Annotated in this window: 21 protein-coding genes; 2 read left to right on the forward strand and 19 right to left on the reverse strand. The window is 63.7% G+C overall.

Annotated elements, in window-relative coordinates; all coding sequences use genetic code 11:
- The 17 genes from EOB59_RS35825 to EOB59_RS00350 all read right to left on the reverse strand — a co-directional run.
- A partial coding sequence (locus EOB59_RS35825; protein ID WP_245486486.1) for a branched-chain amino acid ABC transporter permease occupies window positions 1-626 on the reverse strand: 626 nt, incomplete at its 3' end.
- Entirely contained in the window at window positions 623-1,486 is an 864-nt protein-coding gene (locus EOB59_RS00275) for a branched-chain amino acid ABC transporter permease (protein WP_127266427.1), read from the reverse strand. The genes EOB59_RS35825 and EOB59_RS00275, both read right to left, overlap by 4 nt.
- Entirely contained in the window at window positions 1,473-2,201 is a 729-nt protein-coding gene (locus tag EOB59_RS00280) for an ABC transporter ATP-binding protein (protein WP_128287378.1), read from the reverse strand. The genes EOB59_RS00275 and EOB59_RS00280 overlap by 14 nt, the downstream gene beginning before the upstream one ends.
- On the reverse strand, window positions 2,198-2,926 hold the full coding sequence (locus EOB59_RS00285; protein ID WP_128287379.1) for an ABC transporter ATP-binding protein: 729 nt from the start codon (window positions 2,924-2,926) through the stop codon (window positions 2,198-2,200). The genes EOB59_RS00280 and EOB59_RS00285 overlap by 4 nt, the downstream gene beginning before the upstream one ends.
- A 25-nt stretch (window positions 2,927-2,951) precedes the next feature.
- The gene (locus tag EOB59_RS00290; protein ID WP_127396230.1) at window positions 2,952-4,259 is read right to left on the reverse strand and encodes an ABC transporter substrate-binding protein; all 1,308 of its coding nucleotides are present in this window, start codon (window positions 4,257-4,259) and stop codon (window positions 2,952-2,954) included.
- A gap of 63 nt (window positions 4,260-4,322) precedes the next feature.
- Entirely contained in the window at window positions 4,323-5,141 is an 819-nt protein-coding gene (locus EOB59_RS00295; protein WP_128287380.1) for an SDR family NAD(P)-dependent oxidoreductase, read from the reverse strand.
- Window positions 5,141-6,031 (reverse strand): intradiol ring-cleavage dioxygenase, encoded by an 891-nt coding sequence (locus tag EOB59_RS00300; protein WP_128287381.1) that lies wholly within the window; start codon window positions 6,029-6,031, stop codon window positions 5,141-5,143. Before EOB59_RS00300 ends, EOB59_RS00295 begins: the two co-directional genes overlap by 1 nt.
- Before the next feature lie 10 nt (window positions 6,032-6,041).
- The gene (locus EOB59_RS00305) at window positions 6,042-7,796 is read right to left on the reverse strand and encodes an FAD-dependent monooxygenase (protein WP_127811180.1); all 1,755 of its coding nucleotides are present in this window, start codon (window positions 7,794-7,796) and stop codon (window positions 6,042-6,044) included.
- Complete coding sequence (locus EOB59_RS00310) at window positions 7,796-8,845, reverse strand: branched-chain amino acid ABC transporter permease (protein ID WP_127318880.1); 1,050 nt, start codon at window positions 8,843-8,845, stop codon at window positions 7,796-7,798. Before EOB59_RS00310 ends, EOB59_RS00305 begins: the two co-directional genes overlap by 1 nt.
- Before the next feature lie 8 nt (window positions 8,846-8,853).
- The gene (locus EOB59_RS00315) at window positions 8,854-9,717 is read right to left on the reverse strand and encodes a branched-chain amino acid ABC transporter permease (protein ID WP_127811181.1); all 864 of its coding nucleotides are present in this window, start codon (window positions 9,715-9,717) and stop codon (window positions 8,854-8,856) included.
- A 67-nt stretch (window positions 9,718-9,784) separates the two neighbouring features.
- Window positions 9,785-10,486 carry an ABC transporter ATP-binding protein gene (locus tag EOB59_RS00320; protein ID WP_128287382.1) on the reverse strand — a complete coding sequence of 234 codons (702 nt, stop codon included), beginning with the start codon at window positions 10,484-10,486 and terminating at the stop codon, window positions 9,785-9,787.
- The gene (locus EOB59_RS00325; RefSeq protein ID WP_127811182.1) at window positions 10,486-11,202 is read right to left on the reverse strand and encodes an ABC transporter ATP-binding protein; all 717 of its coding nucleotides are present in this window, start codon (window positions 11,200-11,202) and stop codon (window positions 10,486-10,488) included. Before EOB59_RS00325 ends, EOB59_RS00320 begins: the two co-directional genes overlap by 1 nt.
- Before the next feature lie 59 nt (window positions 11,203-11,261).
- Window positions 11,262-12,536 carry an ABC transporter substrate-binding protein gene (locus tag EOB59_RS00330; RefSeq protein ID WP_128287383.1) on the reverse strand — a complete coding sequence of 425 codons (1,275 nt, stop codon included), beginning with the start codon at window positions 12,534-12,536 and terminating at the stop codon, window positions 11,262-11,264.
- 26 nt (window positions 12,537-12,562) lie between these two features.
- Window positions 12,563-13,624, reverse strand: a complete 1,062-nt coding sequence (locus EOB59_RS00335) for a maleylacetate reductase (protein WP_245482660.1) — start codon at window positions 13,622-13,624, stop codon at window positions 12,563-12,565.
- Window positions 13,624-14,283, reverse strand: coding sequence for a phospholipase (locus EOB59_RS00340; RefSeq protein ID WP_128287384.1), 660 nt, complete (start codon window positions 14,281-14,283; stop codon window positions 13,624-13,626). Before EOB59_RS00340 ends, EOB59_RS00335 begins: the two co-directional genes overlap by 1 nt.
- Window positions 14,280-15,239: a VOC family protein gene (locus tag EOB59_RS00345; protein ID WP_127318892.1), complete on the reverse strand. Its 960-nt coding sequence runs from the start codon at window positions 15,237-15,239 to the stop codon at window positions 14,280-14,282. The genes EOB59_RS00340 and EOB59_RS00345 overlap by 4 nt, the downstream gene beginning before the upstream one ends.
- A gap of 3 nt (window positions 15,240-15,242) precedes the next feature.
- A complete protein-coding gene (locus EOB59_RS00350) occupies window positions 15,243-16,148 on the reverse strand; it encodes a dioxygenase (protein ID WP_127811185.1) in 906 nt (301 codons plus the stop codon).
- Window positions 16,149-16,241: 93 nt separating this feature from the next.
- On the opposite strand from EOB59_RS00350, the gene EOB59_RS00355 reads away from it, so the two are divergent.
- Entirely contained in the window at window positions 16,242-17,192 is a 951-nt protein-coding gene (locus tag EOB59_RS00355) for a LysR family transcriptional regulator (protein ID WP_023808937.1), read from the forward strand.
- 174 nt (window positions 17,193-17,366) lie between these two features.
- Here the strand turns inward: EOB59_RS00355 and EOB59_RS00360 are convergent, their stop codons facing one another.
- The gene (locus EOB59_RS00360; protein ID WP_127811186.1) at window positions 17,367-18,743 is read right to left on the reverse strand and encodes an HlyD family type I secretion periplasmic adaptor subunit; all 1,377 of its coding nucleotides are present in this window, start codon (window positions 18,741-18,743) and stop codon (window positions 17,367-17,369) included.
- Entirely contained in the window at window positions 18,736-20,487 is a 1,752-nt protein-coding gene (locus EOB59_RS00365; RefSeq protein WP_164873899.1) for a type I secretion system permease/ATPase, read from the reverse strand. The genes EOB59_RS00360 and EOB59_RS00365 overlap by 8 nt, the downstream gene beginning before the upstream one ends.
- Window positions 20,488-20,942: 455 nt before the next feature.
- On the opposite strand from EOB59_RS00365, the gene EOB59_RS00370 reads away from it, so the two are divergent.
- Complete coding sequence (locus EOB59_RS00370) at window positions 20,943-22,706, forward strand: calcium-binding protein (RefSeq protein ID WP_128287385.1); 1,764 nt, start codon at window positions 20,943-20,945, stop codon at window positions 22,704-22,706.
- The last annotated feature ends 124 nt before the right edge of the window (window positions 22,707-22,830 follow it).

A 22,830-nucleotide genomic window follows, 5' to 3' on the forward strand; every position in this document is an offset into this window, starting at 1 on the left:
GGATTGTCGCGCATGGCGATCAGCGCAAGGCCGAAGCGCGAGCGAAGCAGCCAGTAGCTGCCGCCCAGCGTGACGAGCAGCATCCCCGCGCAGAGCAGCGACATGGCGACATTCCGCTCGAAGGCCGAATAGTCCTTCATCACGCGAAGCGACATGCCCGCGCCGGAATTGACGAGCGGCAGGTTCGAGGCGGTCAGCCGGAAGACCTCGGCCACCACCCATGTGCCGATCGAAAAATAGGGGCCATCCAGGCGATGCAGCAGCAGGTAGATCGGCACGGCCAGCGCGGCCGGCACCAGCAGCGAAAGGAAGACCGCCACAAACGGATTGATGCCGTAAGTCTGGGCCAACACGAAGAGCGCATAGCCGGCCGCTCCCATGAAGGCATGCTGACCCACCGAGACGAGGCCGGCATAGCCGGCGAGCAGGTTCCACATCTGAGCGACGGCGATGTAGCAGCACAGCACCAGAATCGACCGGATCGTGCCGGTCGAGGCCCACCATGGCATGGCGGCGACACCGATCAGCGCCAGCACAGCCAGCGTCATCGCGATGCGACCGGACCGGGTCTGGCGCTGGACCAGGACCTCAGGCACCTCGGTTGCCACATAGGGGATCGCACTCATGACAATGCCTTTCCGAACAGGCCCTGCGGGCGGGTCGCCAGCACGATCAGGAAGACGATATGTCCGGCGAGCACGCCGAAGCCCGGATCAATGCGGAAGCCGATGGCCTGCGAGATGCCGAGGACCATCGAGCCAGCGAAGGCGCCCCATACCGTCCCCATGCCGCCGATGATCACCGCTTCGAAGGCGTAGATCAGCTGGGCAGGTCCGTCGGCCGGCGCGACGGTCGACCGCAACGCCTGGAAGACGGCTGCAAAGCCGAGGATGCCGACCGCTGCCGCTGTCGCCATAGCATAGACGGCGCGCGGATTGATGCCGGTCATCGCCGCTGCCTCGACATCGGCCGACGCGGCGCGGAGCGCCCGGCCAAAGCGCGTGCGCTTCAGCGTCAGGTCGAGGCCTCCTGTCAACCCCGTGGCGACGGCCAGCACGATCAGCGGCAGGAGGCCGACATAGATACCGCCGATCTCGATGGATTGACTCTCTATTCCATGGCCGGGCAACGATCGGCTGTTCGCGGACCATATCTGCAGCATCAGGTTCTGCAGCGCGATCGAAAGTCCGAAGGTGGCGATCAGCGAGGGCAGCGGATCGCTGCCCACCACGCGGTTCAGCACGGCCTTCTGCAGCACCCAGCCCATCAGCACCGCGAGCGGCACCAGTAAGATCAGCACAGGCAGCGGTCCCAGACCCCAGGCCGTGGCTATCGAAATGCCTATCAGCGACAAAAGGATCACCAGATCGCCATGGCTGATGTTGACGATCCGCATGACGCCGAACATCAGCGCCATGCCGAGCGCATACTGGGCATACATGCCGCCCAGCAGGACTCCCTGCACCAAGGCGTCAAACCACTCCATGGCCTGCTCCAAAATAGGCTTTGCCGATCTGCTCACGCGTGATCTCGGCGGACCTGCCGGTCAGGGTCACGCGCCCCTCCAGCATGCAGTAGAGGCGGTCCGTGGCGGTTCGGGCGAGGCCTACATCCTGTTCGACCACGATCATCGCCGTTCCGGTGGCGCGGATTTCGGGCAAGGCGGCATAGATCTCGCGGATCACCTTCGGCGCAAGACCAAGGCTGATCTCGTCGCAGAGCAGCACGCGAGGTTGGCAGAGCAGTGCGCGGCCGATCGCCACCATCTGTTGCTGCCCGCCCGAGAGGCTCTGGACCTGCGTGCGGGCCTTCTCCTTTAGGATCGGGAACAGCAGGTGCAACCGCGGCAGCGTCCATCCGCCCTTGGCGCCCATGCGCGCGGCCTGGTCGATGGCGACGCGCAGATTGTCCTCGACCGACATGCCGGTGAAGAGCCGACGGCCCTCCGGCACGATGGCGACACCCTTCTGCACCATGCGGTCCGTGGTGGTGCCGCCAACGGCCTCGCCGTGCAGCAGCACCATCTCGCGCCGGACCGGGAGCAGGCCCATGATCGAACGCAGGAGTGTGGATTTTCCTGCCCCGTTAGCGCCGATCAAGGCCACGGCCTCACCCTGGTGCAGCTCGATGTCGACGCCGTAGAGCGCCTGGAAATCGCCATAGCGGGCCAACAGGCCGTGGGTGGAAAGAACGGCCGTCATGCCTCGATCCCCATGTAGACGCGCTGGACCTCGGGCAGCGCAATCACTTCGGCTGGCACGCCTTCAGCGATCTTCTCGCCGAAGTTCAGCACCAACAGCCGGTCGGCCACCGCCAGCAGCGCGTGCAGCACATGCTCGATCCACACAATGGTGATGCCGCGGTCGCGTATGCGGCGCACCAGCGCCACCAGCGCCTTCGATTCATCGTCGGTCAGGCCGCCCGCGATCTCGTCCAGAAGCAGCAGCTTCGGATCCGACGCCAGCGCGCGCGCCAGCTCCAGCCGCTTGCGATCGAGCAGAGTGAGCGCGCCGGCCGAGACATTGGCCTTGTCGGAGAGCTCGCAATCGCGCAGGACCTGGGCGCAGAAGGCATAGCTTTTCTTCTCCGACCGGCCGCCGCCGAAAGCGGCGGCGACCAGCAGGTTTTCGAAGGTGGTCATGCCGGAATAGGGACGCGGGATCTGATAGGTCCGCCCGATGCCCATCTGGCAGCGCCGGAAGGGCGGCTCGCCGCGAAGCGCGGTGTCGCCGAGCTGGATCTCGCCGCCGGACGTCTTCAAATCGCCGCTGATCATGTTGAACAGCGTCGTTTTGCCCGCCCCGTTCGGGCCGAGGATGCCAAGCACCTCGCCCCGATGCACGTCGAAAGTCACGTCATGCAGGACGCGGACAGCGCCGAAGGACTTCGACACGCCGTGCGCTTTCAGCAGGATTTCCCTACTCATAACTCTGCCCGCGTTCCCGCTCATGTCACCAGGCGATCGGCTGGATAGCCTGCTGCGGCGCGAAGAGCTGATTGACAGTGTTGTCGACGATCTTCAGGTCATAAGGCCATTTCTCGCCCTTCACCCACTGGCCGCCGAAGATCGGCGTCTTGCAGATGTTCTTGTGGGGCGAGCCGTCGAACTTGATATGACCGACCAGCGTCTGCAGATCGGTAGCGACCAGAGCGTCACGATTGGCCGCACGGTCGAGCGGATTGGAAGAGCGCTTCAGTATGTCGAGGGCGACCTCGAGCAAGGCATGCGAATAGCCCAGCGGCTGCGTCCACTGGCGCTTCGTATCGGCTTCCCATTCGCTGGCGATGTCGCTGCTGACCTGGCCGGTCAGCGACGACTTGAACGGGAAGGCCGGGGTCCACCAGACCTCCGAGGACATGCCGTTGCCTAGAGGACCCATGGCCTCGACGCCACCCGGGAACAAGAGCGCCGCCGCCACCGTGACCGCCTTCGGCTTGAAGCCCTGCTGGTTGCACTGGGTGACGAAGGTCTTCAGATCGTCGGGATAGGTAATGCCGCCGATGATCTCGCAGCCCTGCTTCTTGAACTCGGCTATCTGTGCGGAAAAATCATTGGTGCGGGGCTGGAAATAGCCGGGCACCACGACCTCGTAGCCGGCCTTGCGGGTCGGCGCTGGCAAGCCATATTCGTCGTTGCCCCAGGTCTCGCCGTCGATGTTCTGGGGGAACAGCATCCCGACCTTCTTGTTGGTCTCCAGATGGTTCCAGAGCCCGACGAAGGTGTTCAACGCCTCGTCGAGGCCCCAGAAGAAATGATAGGTCCAGTCGAAAGTCTGCTTGCCGCCGCCGCGCGGCATGATCACCGCTTGCCAGGGAGCGCCCGAGGAAATGCAGGGCGTTTCATAAAGCTCGGCCTGCTCGGCCGCGGGCAGGATCGTGTCGGTGGTCGAGGCCGGCACGAGCAGATGCACCTCGTCGTTCAGGATCAGATTGCCGGCGATTTCCGATGCCTTGTTCGGATTGGACTGGCTGTCGCGGTCAAGAATCTCGATTTCGTAAGTATTGCCGTCGGCGCATTGCAGCTGGCCGCCGAGCAGGGCGCGGATCTTCTGCAAGGTGTAGCCATCCGTTTCACCAAACAGGGCGAGCGGTCCGGTCGTCGGGCTGAGATAGCCGAGCTTGATCTTTCCCGCCGTCGCGGCGCGCACATAGGCCGGCATGCCAAGCGTGCTGGCGGCAAGGCCGGCTCCAATCCCCTTCAGGACGCTTCGGCGGCTGGGCCGCAAGCCCGATTTCACCAGTCTGTTGTAGTAGCTCATCGTCGGTTCCTCCCTGGGTTAAGTTTCTCCGGCCCACGGGACCGGTCTCAGTTCAAAGCGGCTTCAGGTCATCCTCAGCAGTGAGCCGCCATCGATTACGATCAGCGAGCCCGTGACGTAAGACGCGGCCGGCGACGCCAGATAAAGCGCCAGGCCCTTGATCTCTTCCGGGTCGCCGATCCGACCGAGCAGCGACTGGGCCTCGAAGGCCTTGCGGTCCGCCGGATTGCGCAGCCGGCCGCCGGCGATGTTGGTGATGAACGGTCCGGGCAGGATGGCATTGATGCGGATGTTGTAGTCGCCAAGCTCCATCGCCATGTGGCGAACGAGATGGTTCACCGCGGCCTTGGCGGGCATGTAGGGCGTGCCCACGATGCTCTCGTTGATCAGCGATGCAATGGACGACGTGACGATGATCTGGCCGCCGCCATTCGGCTTCATATGCCGGACGGCATGCTTGATCGTGGTGTAGACCGAGGTCAGGTTGATCTCGATCACCTTGTCCCAGTGCTCGTCGGGCAGGTTCTCGATGGCGCCCTCGGGGTTCCTTTCGCCCGTCGGGGTGTTGAAGCCCGGCCCGGCATCGATCCCGGCATTGGCGAACACGACATCGATCGAGCCTGCCTTCCCGGCGACCTTGTCGAAGGCTGCGGCCATGGCCGCGCGGTCGCCGACATTGACAACCTGGCCCCAGACATCGCCACCCACCGCCCTGATCGCGGCCACGGTCGTGTCAAGCCCGGCAGGGTTCAGGTCGAAGATACAGACCTTCGCCCCGTGCTCGGCCATGATCTCGGCATAGGCCTGCCCGATGCCGCTGGCGCCCCCGGTGACGATCACCGACTTGCCTCTGACATCGAACATCTTTTCAAGTGCGGCCATCAGTTTCCTCCCTTGTGCGACAGCACGAAATCGAACTCCACGTCGTAGAACGGGGCCGCAACCTCGACCCTGGCGGCAGCTTCGGCGTCCTCGATCTTGCGGAATTCGGCGAGCAGGCTCTTCTTCACGCCGAAGACGGCATCTGAATCGATGTACGGGTCGTCCGGGTCGAAGATGTGCGTGGTCAGCGCTTCGAAGCCCGCGGCCTCGACGATGTAGTGGAGATGCGCCGGACGATTTGGGTGACGCCCCAGCGCGCCCAGCAGCTTGCCGACTGGGCCGTCGTCCGGGATCGGGTAGTATTTCGGCTTCACGCCGCGGAACCAGTAGCGCCCGTCCGCGCCGGTGCGGAAGACGCCGCGCAGGTTGAAGTCGGGCTGGATGCCCTTCTGCTGCACGTCGTAGAAGCCCTCGTCATTGGCCTGCCAGACGTCGATCTTGGCGCCTGCGATCGGGTTGCCCTCGGTATCGAGGATGTGGCCATGCACGAACATGGGCTCGCCCTTCTGGTCGAGGCAGATGTTGGAGCCCATCGGCAGTTCGGGGGCGTCGGCGACGTGGAAGGGTCCCAGCACCGTCGATTCCGAGGCGCCCGACGGCTTGCGGTTGTTGATCGCATCGACCAGCATCGAGACACCGAGAACATCCGACAGCAGGATGTATTCCTGCCGCCACTCGTTGCAGATCTGGCCTGTCTGCGTCAGGAACATGATCGCGCCGAACCATTCCTCCTGTGTCGGCTCGATCTCCTTCACCGCCTCGTGCAGCTTGCGGGTGATGACCTCCATCACCTCTTTGAGCCGCTCGTCCTTGGCGTTCCTGTTGCGCGCCACCACGACCTCGGCCGAGTTCGCTTCGGTGAAATAGCCGGATTCGTGTTCGTCGATCATGCGATCCTCCTCAGCGCGCCAGAACGGATTTCAAGACCCGGCGCAGTTCGGCCGCCGGATCGGCCGCCAGCGTTTCGGAACGCCAGGAGACATGATGGTCGGGACGAACGATCAGGCAGCCGGTGTCGCGGATCTCCCGTGCGCCGGCCCAGTCGCCGGTATGATCCTCGATCGCGCGGCGCGGGCCGATCACATGGCTGCGGATCGGCAGACCGAGCTCCGCGCCCACCGTCTCCGCCGCTGCGACCCACGCCTCGCCGCCAATGCCGGTCAACAGCGTGAACTCGCCATGCCCGCAAAGATCGAGCGTCGAGACTTTCCTGCCGGAGCGCTCGAAGACCCAGACATGCGGCAAGCGCGCACCGGGCCACGTTGTCGGCGCATAATGCAGCTCGCGATCCTTCTCGAAAGGCGGCTCGCCCTGGCCGTCGGTCACCACCGCGCCGGAGGCATAGCGCTGGTTCATCTCGACGCCATGGGCGTCGAACTCGTACTTCTTGAAGGCGATGGCCTTGCGGAGCGCCTCGCGCTGCGCTTCGGCGACGGGCGTCGCATCGGCGCGAGCCTCCATGTTCCTGTGGATCTTGTCGTGATCCACGCCGCCGTCCATGCCGAGCGCCTCGAAGATCGGTCCGAATTCGGCGATGGACTGGTTCGCCCGTGTCACGATCTGGCGCGCGATCGGTGCGCGCTCGGCCGAGAAGCTGTCCAGAAGCCCGACCCCCGCCTGCCCCTTGACGACCTTGGCAAGCTTCCAGGCGAGGTTGAACCCGTCCTGGATCGATGTGTTCGAGCCGAGCCCGTTCGAGGGCGGATGCCGGTGCGCGGCATCGCCCATGATGAACACCCGCCCCTTCTGCATGTGCGTGGCGAAGCAGTTGTTCACGGTCCAGGTGTTGGCGCCCAGGAGCTCGATCTCGAGCGCGGGATCTCCGACCAGTTGACGCGCGACGCTGGTGGCCAGTTCCGGCGTCACTTCAGGCGGCGGCTGGTTGATGTCGTAACCCCAGACGATCAGCCATTCGTCCCACGGCCGCACCATGCGCACGAGACCCATGCCGATGCCGCCGACGTCGGCGCCGGGCTGCATGACCCAGTAGAGGACGCTCGGCCGGTGGGCGACATATTTCGAAAGATCGGCCCTGAACAGGATGTTCATCGAGCCGCCGACGCCCATCTTGCCCTCGAGCGGCAGGCCCAGATGCTCGGCCACCAGCGAGTTGCCGCCGTCGGCGCCGACGAGGAACTTCGACCGCACGGTGAAATCCTTGCCCGACAGTCGATCGTGGCAGGTCGTCGTCACGCCGTCCGCATCCTGGACATGGCTGACATATTCCGTGCTCATGCGGGCCTGCGTGCCGCGGGCGCAGGCCGACTTGAACAGGATCGGCTCCATGAAGGTCTGCGGCAGATCGTTCATGAAGCAGGGAGACGACAGGAGATGTTCGGCCTTGGAGAGCGGATGGACGCCCCAGCTCTTCATGCGGCCGATCTCCTCGCCGGCCAGGCTTTCGCAGAACACGTTCTCGCCCATCAGCTCCTGCGGGGAGGCGTGCATCATGGCCTCGGCCTCTACCTCCGGCCCAAGGTCTCGCAGCACTTCCATCGTGCGCTGGTTGGTGATGTGGGCACGCGGCGTGTTCGACAACCAGCGATAGCGATTGACGATCATGTTGGCGACGCCGTAGCTGGACAGCAGCGCGGCGGTGGCCGAGCCGGCCGGGCCAGTGCCGACGATCAGCACGTCGGTTTCGATATCCGCCATCAAATTCCTCCCTCGATCTTCGGACCGGTCAGCCTGCGGCGAACCGGAAACAGGTGCAGGCCCTTGCGGGACGCGATCAGGCCCCACAGCCCCTTTGGTGCAAAAAGCATTACGACGACGGCGATGAGGCCGAGCGTCATCAAGTACCAGCTGCCGTAGTCGGCCAGCGCCGAGCGCAGCGCAAAGAAGACCAGCACACCGAGGATCGGCCCCTCGATGGTGCCGATGCCGCCGATGACGACTATGAAGATGACGTTGGCGGTCCAGTCGGTGACGGCAAAGGCCGCTCCCGGCGAGATGCGGGCCGTCTGCAGAAAGATCAGCGCGCCGGTCAGCCCGGTGGCGGCCGCGGCGATCAGAAAGACCGCCCATCTGAGCCGGCCGGTATCGACGCCGACCGATTGCGCCGCGTCGACATTGTCGCGCACCGCCGCCAGCGCCAGCCCGAGGCGATTGCGCAGCAGCCAATAGATGCCGCCGGTCACAGCTACGACCAACGCCAAAGCCAGCCAGTAGGCCAGGACGTCGCGTGCCGCGGCCTCGCGGACGCCGAACAGCGCCCTGATCGCATCGGTGCCCAGGATGCTGCTCGTCGCCTCGCGCGGCAGCGAAGTGCCGGTGCCGCCGCCGAGCGCCTTCCACTGCGCGACCAGCAGGCGCGTCACTTCAGCGATCACCCAGGTGCCGATGGCGAAATAGGCGCCCTGCAAACGGAATGCGAAGAAGGCCGTCGGAACCGCCAGCACCAGCGCCGCAAGCCCCCCCAGTGGGATCGCCAGGACCGGATTCCAGCCAAGCAGGATCACGCCGGCGAACATCGCGTAGGCGCCGATGCCGACGAAGGCCTGCTGACCCACCGAGACCAGGCCGCCATAGCCCGCCAGAAGGTTCCATATCTGCGCCAGCGTCAGCATGGTGAGGATGAAGAACAGATCCTGTATGACGCCCCGCGAGGCCACGGCAGGCAGCGCGAGCGCGGCGACGATGACGATCGGCACCGTGATCGCGGTTACGGTTCCGGCGCGGGTGCGGGTTGTCAGTCGATACATGCCGCCCCTCAATCCACTGCGCGCGGAAAAAGCCCGCGCGGTTTGAGCAGCATCACGGCCAGGAAGGCGATGTGGCCGGCCAGGATCTGCCATTCCGGATTGAGCGCGGCACCAAACGTCTGCGCCACGCCGATGATGATCCCGCCCGCGAGCGTTCCCCATAGGCTGCCGAGGCCGCCGATGATCACCGCCTCGAAGGCATAGATCAGCCGCGCCGGCCCGATCGAAGGATCGAAGTTTGCCCGCATGCCGAGATAGAGGGCCGCCAGCGTCACCACGACCATGGCGATCCCGGTGGCGATCGCGAAAATCCGCTTCGGCTCTATCCCCATCAGCCCCGCCGTCACGGCGTCGTCCGAGGTGGCGCGGAAGGCACGGCCGAGCGCGGTGTGGTAAAAGAGCCCGTTCAGGGCAATGATCATCACGATCGCCGAGGCAAAGGTCATCAGCGGCATGATCCCCACCGTGACCAGCCCGAGATCGAGCGATGCCCCTTCCAACACGCCCACCGGAATGCGGCGGCTGTCGGCGGAGAAGGCCTCGAGCAGGCCGTTCTGCAGGGCGACCGACAGGCCGAAGGTGACCAAAAGCGGCGGCAGGATGTCCTTGCCCAGCACGCGGTTCAGCACGACGGTCTGCAGCAGCCAGCCGAGCGCGAACATCGCCGGCATGGCGACCAGGGCAGCGATCCAGGGCGACAGGCCGAGCAGCGTGACGCCCATCAAAACCAGATAGGCGGCAAGAATGATGAGGTCGCCATGGGCGAGATTCACCAGCCGCATGATGCCGAAGACGAGGCTCAATCCCGCTGCAAACAGGGCATAGAGCCCGCCCAGCAGAATCCCCTGCACGAGGGTGTCCAGCCAGATCATCGCCGCGCCACCTCGATCAGGCCACAAGAGCGCTGCGCGAGCAGATGACGGAGCCTCGGTTTCCGGATCATGCCGCCACTCCGAAATAGGCAGAATGGATGTCTTCGCGCTTGACCTCGGCCGCCCTGGCGGCCAGCGTGACGCGGCCCTCCATCATGCAGTAGACACGGTCGGCGACCGCCAGCGCCTTGCCGATATCCTGCTCCACCAGCACGATCGCGGCGCCGCCTTCGCGGATCCTGGGAAGGGCTGCGTAGATGTCGCGGATGACGACGGGCGCGAGGCCGAGGCTGATCTCGTCGCAGAGCAGCAATTCGGGGTTCGACATCAGCGCCCGGCCGATCGCCACTATCTGCTGCTGGCCGCCCGAGAGCGCTGTGCCGGGGCTCTTGCGCCGCTCGCGCAGGATCGGAAAAAGGTCATAGACGGCGTCGAGGTTCCACGGCCCCGGCACCTTGCGCGCCTGCCCGCCGACCAGCAGGTTTTCCTCGGCGGTGAGCGAAGGGAACAGTCGGCGCCCCTCCGGCACCATGGCGATGCCGCGTTTCATGATCTGGGCCGAAGACAGCGCGCCGATCGGCTCGCCCCTGTGCAGCACCATGCCGGGCTCGTTGCCGATCACGCCCGTGATCGAGCGCATCAGCGTGGATTTCCCGGCGCCATTGGCGCCGATGATCGCCACGCATTCGCCCGCGGCCACGCTGATATCCACACCGAACAGCGCCCGGAACTGGCCGTAATTCGCGGTGAGGCCACGCGTTTCCAGCATCAGACCTCGAGCCCCAGATAGATTTCGCGAACCGCCTTCGAGGCCATGATCTCATCAGGCGCACCGATCCCGATCACACGCCCGAAATCCAGCACGAGAAGCCGCTCTACCACCGAATTCAGGGCGTGCAGCACATGCTCGATCCAGATGATTGTCGTGCCCCTGGCGTGGATCGCCTTGATCGTCGCGACCAGGGCCTTGCATTCGCCCTCCGTCAGACCGCCGGCGATCTCGTCCAGAAGCAGAAGCTCAGGGCCTGTCGCCACGGCGCGGGCGAGTTCGAGGCGCTTGCGGTCGAGAAGGCTCAGCGAGCCGGCCACGAAATTGGCCTTCCTGAGAAGCTCCGTCTCCTCGAGGATACCAGCGCAATCGTCGACCATTTCGGCTTCGCGTCCGCCCCGGCCGAAGGCGGCAGCGGTCAAGAGATTTTCGAACACGGTCAGCCCCTCGAAAGGCTGCGGAATCTGGAAGCTGCGGCCGACGCCCATGTGCACCCGCTCCATGGCCGGAGCACGGGTCACGTCGCGGCCGAGCAATTCGATGCGCCCCTCATTTGCAAACAAGTTTCCGGTGATCAGGTTGAAGAGCGTCGATTTTCCCGCGCCGTTCGGGCCGATAATGCCCAGCGCTTCGCCGCGCGGCACGCTGACGGTCACGGAATCCGCAACCTTCAGGGCGCCAAAGGACTTCGAAACGTTTTCCAGCCTGAGTATCATCACTGTCATCCTTGGGTCGCGCCGAACGAGGGCGGCGGTATCAGCCGCCCTCGGCAGCGTCAGGCCAGGGCTTCCATCTTGCCGGCGGTGGGAATCTCGGAGGCGCCGGCGTTTTCGACGATCACCAGATCGAAGCCGCCACCGGCCTTCTTGCGCCACTGCCCGCCAACGAGCGGCGTCTTGCAGACGTTCTTCGCGGCGAAAGGCGGCAATCCCGCACCGCTCCAGGCCACTTTGCCGACCACCGTCGTCATATCGGTGGCCGCTATCGCCGCCGCGATCGCCTCGGCATTGGTTGGATCCGACACGCGGCCCATGACATTGGCCGCCACCTCGAACAGCGAATGGACAAAACCGATCGGCTGGGTCCAGGGACGCCCGGTCTTGGCGGTAAAATCCGCCGCGAGTTCCGCCGAGCTCTCGCCCGTCACGGACGATTTGAACGGATGCGAGGCCGACCACCAGACCTCGGACGAGAGGTTGTGGCCTGCGTCGCCGAGCGTCTCGACCGATTGCGGGAAGAGGATCGCCTTGGCCACCGTCACCGCCTTGGGCTTGAAGCCCTGCTGACGGGCCTGGTTCCAGAAGGTGGTGAAATCGGGCGGAATGACCACACCGGTGACGATCTCGGCATTGGCCGCCTTGAAGACGTTGACCTGCGCGGTGAAATCGTCCGAAAGGTTCTGATAGCGGCCAGGATCGGCAAGGCTGAAGCCGGCGGCGTCGAGGCCGGGCTCCAACCCATTCTTCGGGTCGCCCCAGGCATTGCCGTCGGCGTCGTTGGGGAACAGCCCGCCCACCTTGCCGTTGGTGGAAAGCTGTTTCCACATGCCGGTGTAGACGGCGATGATGTCTTCGAGACCCCAGAAATAATGATAGGCGAAGTTGAAAGGCTTCCACGACGCCGGATCGGCCGGATTGCCCTGCTGGCCGATGAACCAAGGCTGCCACGGCGCCATCGTCGAGATGACCGGCACGCCCTCCGCCTCGCAGGTGGTGGCCACAGGGTTGGTGTTCTCGGGCGTCGAGCCGACGAGCATCAGGTTGATCTCGTCATCGACGATCAGGCTCTTCGCCACCTCGGCCGCGCGATTGGGATTCGACTGGCTGTCCTTGACGATGACCTCGAAGTTCTTGCCTGCCTCGGAAGCGAGGAAGGCCTTGATGTTGTAGGCATCGCTCTCCGCGAAGCCGGCAAGCGGCCCGGTCTGCGGCGAAACATAGCCCAGGCGGATCTTGGCGCCTTGCGCGATGGCCGGCGTCGCCAGGCGCGAACCGGCGAGCGCCAGGCCTGTCGCCGCCGAGGCTTTCAGTAGGCTGCGTCTTGTGATCACTGTAGTTCCTCCCTCTTGTTTTATTCTCAAGCCCCCGGACGGCGTCCCTCCCACGCCACCTGAAGGAGTTCCCTTATCGATCCCGGATCGATTGGCCTCGGATTGGCATAGGCATTCTTGACCGCGATCGCCGCCGCGCGGTCGAGATCGGTCTCCTCGATGCCGATCGCCTTCAAGCTCAGCGGAGAGCCGACCGACTGTGCGAAATCCCAGAGCCCGCCGCCCGCCGAGCCGCCGCCGAATGCCTCGGCGATGGGGCGCAGCAGATCGGGCACTGCCGCTTCGTTGAAGGCGGTCGTGTAGGGCAGCAGGATGGCGTGGGTTTCGGCATGCGGCGTATCGAACGAGCCGCCGAAGACATGCGCCAGCTTGTGATGCAGCGCCATCGAGACATAGCCTAGCGCGGTCGAGCAGCACCACGCAGCATAGAGCGCCTGCGTCCGCGCTGCGCGCTCCTGCGGATTGCCGATCAACCTTGGAATGCCGTCCCGGAAGGCAACCATGGCATCCCTGCACATCAGCACTATCACCGGGTTGCGATCGGGAGCATAGAAAGCCTCCATCGCATGGGCGATCGCGTTCATCGCCGAGGTGACGGTGAGGCCTACCGGCAGGCTCAATGTCAGATCAACGTCGTAGATTACCGTCTCCGGGCGGATGTCCGGCGAGCGGCGGGTGGTCTTCTCACCGGCCGCCGTCTCGCCGAGGATGTCGGTCATTTCCGAGCCGGCATAGGTGGTGGGAATGACCACCTGGTCGGCGCCGGTGCGCACGGCAATGGCCTTGCCGAGCCCGGTGGTCGAGCCGCCGCCAAGGCTGACGACCGCCGAAGCGCCGCTGCTGCGGAAGGCATCGACGGCCTTTTCCGTGACCTCGACAGGGGTATGCATGACCGCGCCGGCAAAGATCCCGGCCGCGAGGCCACCAAGGCTTGCGGCCAGTCTTTCCGCATCGCCCTTCTGATGCGATGTCGACAGCACCATCACCTTGTCATGGCCGAGCCGCCGGACTTCCTCCTCGACGCGAGCCATGCTGCCGGCACCGAAGACTACCCGTGTCGTCAGGCCCGGAAACGTGAAGCTGTCCATCATCGCGCCGCCTCCATGCGCGGGCCGCGCCCGGCCGCGAGGTCGTCAAGGATCGTGCCCAGCATGGCGATCTCGGCGTCCGAGACCTCATGGCCGCGGCCCGGGAACAGATCGGCCCGCAAGCTCGCGCCAAACCGGCCCAGCGATTGCGCGGCATCGGCAAACGCAGAGACTGGTATCCAGGGATCGGCATCGCCGCCGGAAAGATAGATCGGCATTCCGGCCGGCGCCGCCTCGGATCTTTCGTCCGCCGGAACGCCGACACGGCAGCCCGTCAAGGCCGCCAAAGCGTCCGGCGGCGGCAGCCCCGCGCAGAGATATTCGATCGACAGACACGCCCCTTGCGAGAAGCCCGCGAGAAGAAGCGGCAGTCCGGGCAGTTCGGCCCGCGCCGCGACCATTGCGGCCGCAAGGTGGTCGAGCGCGTCGGAAAGCTGCGCCCGGGCGACCGGCGTCAACGGGTCGACGGCACGCGCCTCCCACCACATGCCGAGCGGTGCGCGCGGCAGGATGAAGGCCACGGCGGACGCAGAAAGCCGCGACAGCACATGCGACTGCATCTCTTCGGGCGATTGGCCGCGGCCGTGGACGAAGACGCAAATCGCCTTCGCCTCCGGACCTCTTGGCCCAAGCCGGAGCGGACCGCTGCCTGAACTCACGCGAAATCCGCCTCTTCCAGGCCGGCCTGCAATTCACTCTCGCGGTCCTTGAACCATGGCGGGAAGACCAGCGTCTTGCCTATCTGGCCCGGGGGCTCGTCCTTGGCCCAGCCTTCGGGCGTGGTCCAGGCAATTTCGAACAGCGCGCCTCCGGGGGAGCGGACATAGCAGGACTTGAAGTAGTTGCGGTCCTTCTGCTCCGAGATATCGGTGAAGCCGAGGCCCTCTATATGGGCGCGCAGTTTCAACTGGTTCTCTTCGTCGCCGGTGTTGAGGGCGAGGTGGTGGATCGTGCCGCCCGCCAGCGTCCAGGTGCCCTGCGGGCTGTCGCGGTCGACAATGACCTCCACGCGCTGAGCGACGCCGGCCGCGTCGGGCACGCGGAACACCAGCCCTTCGTGGTCGTCGGCCTCTTTCTCCATCGGCAATGCGATGGTCAGGAAGTCGTCCATGGCGGTGCGGTCCATCACCGCCACCACGGCGCCGTAGATTCCCTTGATGCCGTGGGCCTTGCCGATGCCCTGCGTTTCGTTGGCGATGGGCGCGCGTGGATCCCTGTCGCTTTCCACCAGCTCATGCGGGATACCGCAGGGATGTGCGAAAGCCGCGCGGTCGGCGCCAAAACGGGTGATCTTGATGGCCTCGATGCCACGCGCATTCAACCGGTCGACCCAGAAATCCGCGGCCCCCTTGGGGATCGACTGCATGATGGTACGCGACTGGTTGGATCCGCGTCGGCCATAGACGCCTGGCTTGCGGAACGGGAAGGTGGTGATGATCGTCGAGGCATCGCCGTTGGGCGAGCCGTAATAGAGGTGATAGACCGGGATGACGCCATCGAACAAGACGGTGCGCTTGACCGAATGCAGGCCCAGTGCCTTGGTATAGAAATCAAAATCTTCCTGAGCGCTGTCCGTCGAGAGCGTCAAATGGTGGTAGCCGCTGACACGTGCCATCGGTCATCTCCTCCCAGAGGTTTCGGTTTCGCCCCGCCGCTGCGGGCAGAGCACGAGGTTGAGGTCGAGCGCGTGCTTCCGTTTTCCTCCGTTGGGCGGCAGCGCGCGGAACTCGGCCATGAGTTCGGGTTTGACCCCGAAGATGGCATCCCGGCCGATCGCGGGGTCCGACCGGTCGAAGATGTGGGTCGTCAGCGTTTCGAAGCCCTCCGCCGAGACGCGAAAATGGATGTGGGCCGGCCGCTCGAGGCCAAGGCCAAGTGCCGACATCAATTGGCCGACTGGGCCGTCCGACGGCAGCGTGTAGCCCTTCGGCTTCACCGTCGTGAAGCGGAACCGCCCCTGCGGATCGGTACGGAAGCGTCCGCGCAGATTGAATTCAGGCTGCCTATCAGGTTCCTGGTTCTCGTAGAGACCCTCGGCATTGGCCTGCCAGATCTCGACCATCGAATCGCCGATCCCCGCGCCGTCGAGCGCGACGATCCGGCCGGCAACTTCCAGCGGCTCACCCTTGTGATCGCGCGAAATGTTCGCGCCGAGCGGCATCTCCGGCACGTCGGCCCGGTAGAAGGGGCCGGCCAGGGTGTTTGGGGTCGCCCCAACAGGGCGCGGGCTGTTCTGATCCTCGATCAGCGAAGACACGCCCAGGACGTCGGCGAACAGCACCCATTCCTGGCGCCGCGCATCGGCGTAGTGGCCAACCTCGGTCAGAAAATCGATCGCCTGCCGGAATTCCTCGCCGGAGGGCCGCAACTCGACGATCAGCGCGTGCAAACCGTCGACGGCTGCCTGTGCCGCCGCCGCCAGGCGGGACTGGCCCATTGCCGTCAGGCGCCGTGAGAATTCCTCGGCCTGTGTCGAGATCGCCTTGGGGAATTCATCTCGCTTCGGGTCGTGCTGGCCGTGCATCCCGCCGGGGCCTCCCTTCCCCTTGCCAAGCGGGATAGCACGGCCTGACGCGATGCTTGATGAGATGTGGCGTCCCTTGTATAGCGTTTTGCTATGAAGCTGAACGAGCGCCACCTCATGCAGCTCGCCGCGGTGCTGGATGCAGGCGGCGTGTCGGAAGGAGCCGCTATGCTGGGCCTGACCCAGCCGGCAGTCAGCCGATCGCTGGCCATGCTGGAGGCACGGGTGGGCGAGCCGCTTTTCCTCAAGGGCCGCCGGCCGCTGCAGGCGACACCGCTCGGCTTCCAGCTGGCGGCGCAGGGCCGCACGATCATCACCGCGTCGCGCAAGGCGTCGGATGCGGTGCAGGGCTTCATGAAAGGCACCAAGGGCGTCGTCCGTGTCGGCGGTGTGCCTTTCTTCATGGATGCGATGATCAGCCGGATGATCGGAGAATTCCAGAAGCTCGAGCCCGAGGTCACCGTCCAGCAAAGCTACATGAACCTGCCCGAGATGGTCGCGGCGCTGGAGAGCAACCAGATCGATCTCGGGATCGTGCCGATCGGCGTGCTCGACCTGGGACCTGGCTTCGAATTCACGGAAATCCTGCCCGGACGCAACGTCGTGGCTTGCCGGCCCGACCATCCCCTGCTGCGAAATCGCCGCCTCAGGGCGCATGACCTGACCAGCTTTCCCTGGGTTGCCCCGCTACCCGGTTCTCCGCTGATGTCGGACCTGCAGATGATCCTGATGAGCATCGGCATGTCGGACCTCAACGTCCGCTATTCGGGAGGCTCGCTGATGAGCGTGATCAACTTCCTTGCCGAAACCGATGCGCTGGCGGTGCTGCCGTTCTCCGTGGTCTTCGCGCAGCGCAAGGAAAACCGGGTGACGGTGCTACCCTATGAAATTCCGCAGCCCAGCCGCTCGCTTGGAATCCTGCGCCGGGTCAGCGGGCCACGCTCGCCCGCGGCAGAGCGCTTCGCCGGCCACGTCACGACCGCCTTCGAGAATCTGAAGCACATCATCAAACGGCACGAGAATGCCGTCGTCTGGGGGCGGTAATCCAGCCTCGCTATTCGAATGATGCGGTGGCGTCACATAACGCGCATGTTTCCTCCAGCCGGAGGCGCTTCATCCCCGCGTCGCCGGTTAGGCTCGACGGCCGCCCGCCCCCAAAAGCCGTCGGGCCGCCAGAAATCCCGATATCCTATTGGCTCACCCTCCTCCACCTCGCCATCACTGCGTAAACGCCTTGGACATCTGATCCACAAAGGGTTTCAACAGATAAGACCAGACATTGCGTTCATCGGTGCGGATATGAACCTCGGCGGGCATGCCTGGCCTCAGCACCTTCGCTTCCGTCAGGCAGTTCGATTTGCTTTCAACCTTGATACGCGCCGAGAAATAGGAAAGCTGACGTTGCGGATCTTTAATCAGATCTGCCGAGATGTGTTTCACTGACCCTTGGCAGACCGGAGTGGTTCCCACGTCGAACGCCGGAAAACGGATCGATACCGGCTGCCCCGGGCGGACGTCGTCGACCCGCGACGGCGGGATCAGCGCGTCCACCACAAGATCATCGGCATCAGGTACAATGGTCATGAGCATCTCGCCAGGCGCGATAACGCCGCCGACGGTATGGACAGCCGATTCCTGTATCGTCCCGGACTGCGGCGCGCGGATCGTTGTCTTGGTCAATTCATCCTGGGCCACAATCCTCCGTTCGTTGAGTTCGGTCTGCTTGGCTTCCGTCTCGCGGAGTTCGGTCGTCACGTCAGTGCGCCTTTGGTCATCCAGTTGCAGCATCTGCAACCCCGTTTCGCTGATGCGCGCCTGCGCTTCAGCTACTGCTGCAGCGAGGCGCCCCGATTCTCCCCTGGCCCGGGTGGCATCCAGCTTGATGTTGCTTAGCCTCTCCTTGGAGACGAGTTTTTTGGCGTAGAGGGAATCAACGTCCGCGAAATCCTTGTTCAGCAGAGCAACCGATTCATCCACCGCGCTCTGTTGCGCCTTAAGGCCGTCGATCTGACGTTCAAGTTGCTGGGATTGGCTTCTCAACTGTGCCTTCTGTCCAGCCAAAGCCGAAGCGCGCGTTTCAAAGAGGGCGCGCTCGCCATTGACGAGCGCAGCCAGCTCCGGTTGGTTCATTCGCGCCTTCAGGTCGACCGGCAGTTGCATTTCCGCCAGGCCCGTGCGCTCGGCCTCCAACCGGGCGAGGCGGACGGTCGCGCGATCGAGATCCTCGCTGATGATTTGCAGGTTCGCGCGAGTCAGCGTGTCATCCAGCCTGACCAGCACGTCGCCGGCTCGCACATGATCTCCGTCCTGCGCGAAGATCCCGCCCACTGTGCCTCCGGTTTGATGCTGGACCTTCTTGACGTTGGTTTCCACCACCACGGTGGCTGGTGCAACCACAGCGCCGGCGATCTTGGTCAATCCCAGCCATAGACCGCCGCCAAGAACCAGCAGACCGGTAATCGCCAAGCCGAATATCAGGTTGGCCCGTATACCGTCCGACAGATCTGGCGCGCTCACGGCAGGCGGTTTGCTGCCACGAAGGGTCCGAGCATACGACGAGAAGGTGACGAATGTTTCGAGCAGAGCCTCATGCATGCCCGGCAACCCCCGGTATCGGCGCCAAAGAAGATGGCCGAGGTGAAACAGGCGGTGAAGGTCGGAGCACGTTCGCCAAGACCTGCTCGCGCGAGCCAAAGGCATGAACCGTTCCATTCGACATAACCAGTACCTGATCGATGTTGGCGAGTGCCGAAGGACGATGCGCAACGACAATGACGATGCCTCCGCGCTGACGCACTGCCCGTATGGCGCCGGCCAGGGCAGTGTCCCCGTCCACGTCGAGGTTCGAGTTCGGCTCGTCGAGCACGACAAGAAACGGCTCGCCATAAAGTGCTCGGGCGAGACCCACGAGTTGCCTCTGCCCTGCCGACAGGGCCGCTCCGCCCTCGCCGATGCGGGTCTGAAATCCCTGGGGGAGTTGCATTATCATTTTCTCGACGCCGGCTGCTCTTGCCGCCGCAAGGACGCCTTTTGGATCCGTCTTGCCTCGGAACCTCGAAATGTTGTCTGCTACCGTGCCGTCAAACAACTCCACATCCTGCGGCATGTAGCCGATATGGGCGCCGAGCTGTTCCGAGTTCCATTGATCGAGAGAGGCGCCGTCCAATCTCACCGAGCCATGGAGCGGCTTCCACACCCCGACCAACGAACGCACCAAAGTTGTCTTGCCGGAACCGCTTGGGCCGATTACGGCCATCCCAGCGCCTCTCGACAGATGGAAGCTCACATTGACCACGGTTGGCTTTGGCAAGCCGGGCGGCGCAATGGTCAATTGCTCGACCGCAAACCGCGCCTGCGGCCGAGGCAACTCCATTGGCTCGTCCTGGCGGCCGAATGCCGCCATGACCGCTGCCAGCTCGGAATAGCTGCGCCGGGCCGACAGAAAGCCTCTCCAGTTTGCGATCGCAGCATCGACCGGGGCCAAGGCGCGGCCAAGCAAAATGGAAGATGCGATGATCACCCCAGGTGAAGCCTCGCCGCCGATCACCAGGTAAGCGCCGAGACCGAGAACACAGGACTGCAACGCCATCCGCAGGGCCTTCGACAGCGAACTGGCGCCACCAACGACGTCCGAGAGACGTTCCTGCTGGGCGAGATAGGTTCTGCTGACGTCGCTCCAGCGTCGAGCCAGTCGACCAGAAAGCCCCATTGCGTGAACGACTTCGGCGTTGCGGCGGCCGGAATCGGCAAGCGCCCGCTGCGACAGCAGCTCCTCCGAGGCACGCGCGGCGGGGCCTCGGCTAAACACTTCCGCAATCGCTGTCAGGAGGACCACGGCGATCGCACCGACCGTCGCCAGCAGGCCGAGCGAAGGATGGAGCAAATAAATGATCAGCAGATAAAAGGGGATCCACGGGGCGTCGAAGATAACCGTCGGTCCCGTTCCGGAAAGAAAGCCGCGCAGTCGGTCGAGATCGTGCAAAGGCTGCAGACGGTCCGCATCACGCCCTGCCTTGAGCGGCAGGGACAGGGAGATGGAGAACACCTTTTGCTGCAAATTCCTATAGAGACGGCTGCCGATGCGGACCAACACGCGAAGCCGCACGAAATCCAGAAGCCCATAGACCGCATACAGACCCAGCATTCCGATCGTGAACCCCACCAGGGTGGGAACGCTCTGCGACGGCAGAACGCGATCGTAGATCTGCAACATATAGACCGAACCGGTCAGAGCGAGAATGTTTATCACTGCCGAGAACAGCGCCACGCCAAGCAGCCCAGGCATGCAGGCGAGAATGGCGGAACGTAGCTCGGGAGATCCGGCCCCCGATGTTTTCATGACCAGCGGTCGTTCGCGCGACACTGCCGCGCCGTTACTTCCGTAAGTTGTAATGGCTCAAACCTTTCTTAGTGCGCATAGCAGCCGCTATCCGTCGCCCCCCCTTATTACGCTCTGCTTACATACGTCGACTTTGAGGAAAATGCAGCGGATTCGTGGCCTGAACCAGCGAAACGCGACCGCCGACGTCTCCCTGTCTGGGGATAACTTCCCGAAAGATGACGATTTTCGCTAAAGGAACTGGTCAGAACGGAGCCGGCAAAAGAGGCGTATGTCCTTGCTCCCAAACACTTTCAAAGGTGCCACGGTCGGCTGAGCAAAATACCTGCTACTGAGCAACAACTTAGATCAATCAAACATTCTATCCCCCTGTGTTTCGTATTTGATTTCATCCTAATGTAGCAATCACCTAAGCAGACGCGGGGCAAGAATCGAATCAACCAAAGGATTATTGGATGACACTCCATTATGCGTCCGGTGGATCAGCCACCGAAGTCGCAACCGCCGGGTTCAACCTTGTCGATGTTCAATATCTCTCGCAGGTCAATGCTTTGCCGGACGGCATGAAAGGCCTCGTCTATCTCGGCGAGCACGACGGCGTCACCTCCTCCTTCATTGATAAAGTTACACCATTTCTGAACAATCCGAAGGTGTTCGGATTTTTCCTGATGGACGAGCCGGATCCCACCGGCAGGTGGGGCACATATGCAACTGCCGAAAACCTGAAAGCGGAATCGGATTGGATCCATTCCCATTTTCCGGGCGCCAAGACCTTCGTCACCATGATGAATATGGGGTCTCCTACAAATCCGGATTTTTCCAATACCTATAATCCGGCCAATACAGGCATCGACTATTACGGGTTGGACCCGTACCCGGTGCGCGATGACGTGAGCACGGTCGACTACAACATGATCGACAGGGCCGTGGGCGCGGCAGTGAAGTCCGGCATCCCGATCGACAAGATCATTCCGGTCTACCAGACTTTTGGCGGTGGCAACTGGACGACCGACACGGGCGGGAAGCATCAGATGCCGACGACGGAACAGATGCAAACGATGATAGATCATTGGGCAGCACTGGTTCCGTCGCCTGCTTTCGATTATGCCTATGCTTGGGGTTCGCAGAACGGAGACACAGCTCTGGAGAATTCGCCGGCGCTGCAGGCCTTCTTCCAGCAGCACAACCTCCAAAGCACCGGTGGCTCTGCCGCCCCCCCAGTAACCGATCCGATCGATACCACGACCCCGCCTCCAACCGACGTCGCCGCCCCTGCTCCGGCCACGCCTCCGACAGATGCCGCCGCTCCAGTTCCGGCCGCGCCGGCCCCGTCGGACAGCGATCATGTCTTCCATGGCACGCGCGGCGCAGACGTTTTTCACGCGACCACGGGCAATGACAAATATCTCGTCAACAATGCCCATGACAAGGCGATGGAAGCGCCAAGCGGGGGGTTCGACAAGGTCGCGGCCTCGGTGAGTTACGCTCTTACGGCGGGCTCACATATCGAGCAGCTCTCCACCGCCAGTTCGGGTGGCAGGGGGTCCATCAACTTGACCGGCAACGAATTCGATCAAGCTATCTATGGGAATGGCGGCGCCAACAAGATTAATGGTGGCGGTGGCGCCGACAAGATGACCGGATATGGTGGCAATGACACCTACTCCGTCGACAATGCTCACGACAAGGTGGTGGAGCAGAAGGGCAGCGGCATCGATAAAGTCCTCGCCTCTGTGAGTTTCGCCCTATCGGCTGGCTCGCACATCGAACAACTCGCGACCAGCAAGGCGTCCAGCAAGGCCGCGATCGACCTGACGGGCAATGAGTTCGCTCAGACCGTCAAAGGCAACGCCGGCGCCAACAAGATCGACGGCGGCGGTGGAGCCGATACTTTGACCGGCGGCCGCGGCAGTGATGTCTTCGTTTTCAGTACCGCTCTTGGCGACGGAAATGTCGACAGGATCACTGATTTCAACAAAGCCCAGGACAAAATCCACCTCGATCATTCCATCTTTGCCGGTCTCGATCAGGGGGGCCTCTCGTCGGACGCTTTCTTTGCCGGCAAAACCGCGCATGACAGTTCCGATCACATTATCTACAACAGTTCGACGGGAGCTCTTTCTTTCGACAGCGACGGCGTCGGAGGCGCAAACCAGATCCATTTCGCGAGCCTCTCTCCGCATCTGTCGATTACCGCATCGTCTTTCCTGGTCACCTGAACCAGCCCAGCGAAGAAATGCTTTAAGAAGTCGGCGAGGCCCCTGGGCCTCGCCGACAGATGTTCCGGATGAGTGGACCAACAGCTGACGTGCCGGTTCCGTCCTGAAGACCGGGCGACGCGGG

This window comes from Mesorhizobium sp. M7A.F.Ca.MR.176.00.0.0, from assembly GCF_004023165.1.
Taxonomy (GTDB): Bacteria; Pseudomonadota; Alphaproteobacteria; order Rhizobiales; family Rhizobiaceae; genus Mesorhizobium.